The 1,188-nt window shown below is 63.6% G+C and carries 3 protein-coding genes; 1 reads left to right on the top strand and 2 read right to left on the bottom strand.

Going from position 1 to position 1,188, the window contains the following annotated elements:
• Window positions 1-49 precede the first annotated feature (49 nt).
• The gene (locus H8B02_RS47350; RefSeq protein WP_229172523.1) at window positions 50-271 is read left to right on the top strand and encodes a hypothetical protein; all 222 of its coding nucleotides are present in this window, start codon (window positions 50-52) and stop codon (window positions 269-271) included.
• 18 nt (window positions 272-289) lie between these two features.
• On the opposite strand, the gene H8B02_RS47345 is transcribed toward H8B02_RS47350, so the two are convergent.
• Both H8B02_RS47345 and H8B02_RS47340 read right to left on the bottom strand, forming a co-directional pair.
• On the bottom strand, window positions 290-577 hold the full coding sequence (locus H8B02_RS47345) for a hypothetical protein (RefSeq protein ID WP_229172522.1): 288 nt from the start codon (window positions 575-577) through the stop codon (window positions 290-292).
• A 77-nt stretch (window positions 578-654) separates the two neighbouring features.
• On the bottom strand, window positions 655-1,188 hold a 534-nt coding region (locus tag H8B02_RS47340), incomplete at its 5' end, for an SDR family oxidoreductase (RefSeq protein WP_229172521.1).

Genomic DNA, 1,188 nt, shown 5'->3' with positions numbered 1-1,188 from the left:
GATGCAGGTCAGCCAGCTGGCGCAGCCTCAGCATGCGTGAGGCCTGAAGATGAGGGATGCGGAGCTACCAAGACAAGGTGGCTTCGCCTGCCGGCGATGCCGCCTACACAGCGATCGCAGCGACCGACAAGCGGCAATAGGCCGCGAAGGTGCGGCCAGACATGAAGGCGGTGTTCTCCAGGAATGGGATACGCCGGAAGAGCGGCTCGCCGGCACCACCGAGATCCTGCGCCAGCTCGCCAATCTCGCCGAGAGCAAGAAGGCGGCGTAAAGCAAGGGGCCGGCTGCGTCATTCGCGTTTGCCGGCCCCAATGGTTGGCTTCTCGGCCAACTCTCCGATGCTCGTCTTGCGCCCGGTCAAGACCGCGATCTGATGAGGAGAGGCTGGCATGCCGCCCAACGTCAGGGTGGGGACGGGCGAGGCCTCTCGGACATGAGCCGATCCAACGATAGAAATCTGGAGAGCGGTGATCGGCAGACCCATCGATTCATAGGTCGGAAGCTCCGCAGCGGCCGCCATATCGGCTCCATTCAACGTGGCGGCCGCAACGGCGGCAAGGGGTACCAAGCGTTTCATGCCGTATCTTCTTTGGTGGTCACGGCTGAATGACGCGATGGACAAGCAACCGTCGTTTGCACGCGAATACCTCGCGCTCAAATCTCGCCGAACCCGCCATCGACAACCATTTCCGATCCGAGCATATAGCTGGACGCGTCGCTGGCGAGGAACAGCACCGCGGCGGCGATTTCGTCGGGTTGTCCGAGGCGTCCGATCGGGATCAGCTTGCTGGCGCCCGCGAGATAGTCGCGAAACTGCGCCTCAGTCTGCCCGGGGTGTTCGGACCGACCCACGCCCCGAAGGATGGGCGTCTCGATCAGGCCCGGACTGACCGCATTGACGCGAATGCGCCGGCCGAGGAGTTCCGCCGACAACGTGCGGGCGAACGAGCGCACCGCCGCCTTCGAGGCCGAAAGGATGGCGCGCCCGGGCACTCCGACCTGATTGAGCCAGGCGGTATTCAGAATGATCGAGCCACCTTCACGCATGACCGGCTCGATCGCCTGGACCGAAAAGAACACCGACTTCACGTTGGTATCCATGAGGCCGTCATACTGCGCCTCGTCGGTCGTCGCCAAAGGCGTGACATAGGCCACACCGGCGTTCGCGAAGAGGATGTCGAGCGCACC

Source organism: Bradyrhizobium altum (assembly GCF_020889705.1).
Lineage (GTDB): Bacteria > Pseudomonadota > Alphaproteobacteria > Rhizobiales > Xanthobacteraceae > Bradyrhizobium > Bradyrhizobium altum.
The sequence above is the reverse complement of the archived record's forward strand: the minus strand, read 5'-3'. Positions and strand labels throughout refer to the sequence as shown.

Bases quoted from the DNA above. Each gene is read 5' to 3' on its own strand.
- H8B02_RS47350 (WP_229172523.1), top strand. From the start codon at position 50: ATGAGGGATGCGGAGCTACCAAGACAAGGTGGCTTCGCCTGCCGGCGA.
- H8B02_RS47345 (WP_229172522.1), bottom strand. From the start codon at position 577: ATGAAACGCTTGGTACCCCTTGCCGCCGTTGCGGCCGCCACGTTGAAT.